The organism is Streptomyces sp. NPDC058751 (assembly GCF_042746485.1).
Classification (GTDB): Bacteria; Actinomycetota; Actinomycetes; order Streptomycetales; family Streptomycetaceae; genus Streptomyces.
Map to the genome: position 1 here is coordinate 1 of NZ_JBHYPZ010000113.1, position 1,159 is coordinate 1,159.

Genomic DNA, 1,159 nt, shown 5'->3' on the forward strand with positions numbered 1-1,159 from the left:
TTTCTGATCCTCACCGCGGAGGCCCGCGCGGACGCTAGGCCCTAGGTCCTGTCTGGAGTTCGGATCAGGAGTTCGGTAGATCGCCTGCGCGCGGGGGCTCGTTCTTGATAGGCCGTCAGTCATGGCGCGAGGCGATCTCACCGACGAGCAGTGGGCCCTGGTCGAGCCCCATCTCCCGATTGCCGCGGTTGGGCCCGTCCCTGACCTGCGGAAACACTTCAACGCGGTGATGTGGCGGTTCCGGACCGGTAGCCCCTGGCGTGACCTGCCAACCGAGTTCGGACCTTGGCAGAGCGCGTACGACCGCTTTCGGATCTGGGCGACGCAGGGCGTCTTCCAGAACCTGATGCAGGCAGTGATCGCCGAGGCCGCCGCCCGCGGCCAGACCGACCTGGGCCTGGTCAGCGTGGACTCGGCGACCGCCCGGGCCCACCACCACGCCGCAGGGATGGCCCTGGACCCCGAGCAGTTGACAGCCTTGGAAATGGCCGTCGAGGCCGAAAAAGGGGCGAGAACAAGGAGCAAAGAACGCAGGACGGACAGGGAGAGGACGAGGCGCGCATCGAGCGGCGACGGGTCCGTCGGCGACACCGGGCCCGCTTGAAAGCCGCCGGGCTGGGACGTTCCCGGGGCGGACTGACCAGCAAGATCCACGTGGCGGCCGACCGGCGCTGCCGCCCGCTCGCGTTCGTCCTCACGCCCGGGCAGGCCGGCGACAGCCCGCAGTTCGCCCCGGTCCTGGAACGGGTGAAGGTGCGCGGCCCGATCGGGCGCCCGCGGACCCGGCCGGACGCGGTGGCCGCGGACAAGGCGTACTCGTCCCGACGCAACCGCCGCTACCTGCGACGACGCGGGATCCGAGCCGTGATCCCGGAGAAGGTCGACCAGGCCGCGAACCGCAAGAAGCGTGGCAGCGGCGGCGGTCGGCCGGTCTCGCACGACGCGACGCTCTACAAGGAGCGCAACACCGTGGAACGGTGCATCAACCGGCTGCGGAACTGGCGCGGCATCGCTACCCGGTACGACAAGACCCCGGAGAGCTACGAGGCCGGACTGCATCTGTGTGGTGCGATGCTCTGGCTCCGAAGCATCGCACCACACTCGTGATCCGAACTCCAGACAGGACCTAGGGCCTAGCGTCCGCGCGGGCCTCCGCGGT

At 69.6% G+C, this 1,159-nt stretch carries 1 protein-coding gene; it reads left to right on the top strand.

Features of this window, described 5'->3' with window-relative positions; all coding sequences use genetic code 11:
* The first annotated feature begins 121 nt into the window (after positions 1–121).
* Positions 122–1,107 (top strand): IS5 family transposase gene (locus ACFW6B_RS41150; RefSeq protein ID WP_386605070.1). Its coding sequence is split into 2 segments (ribosomal slippage): positions 122–544 and positions 547–1,107, totalling 984 coding nucleotides; the frame shifts between segments, so codons are not numbered across the junction.
* The last annotated feature ends 52 nt before the right edge of the window (positions 1,108–1,159 follow it).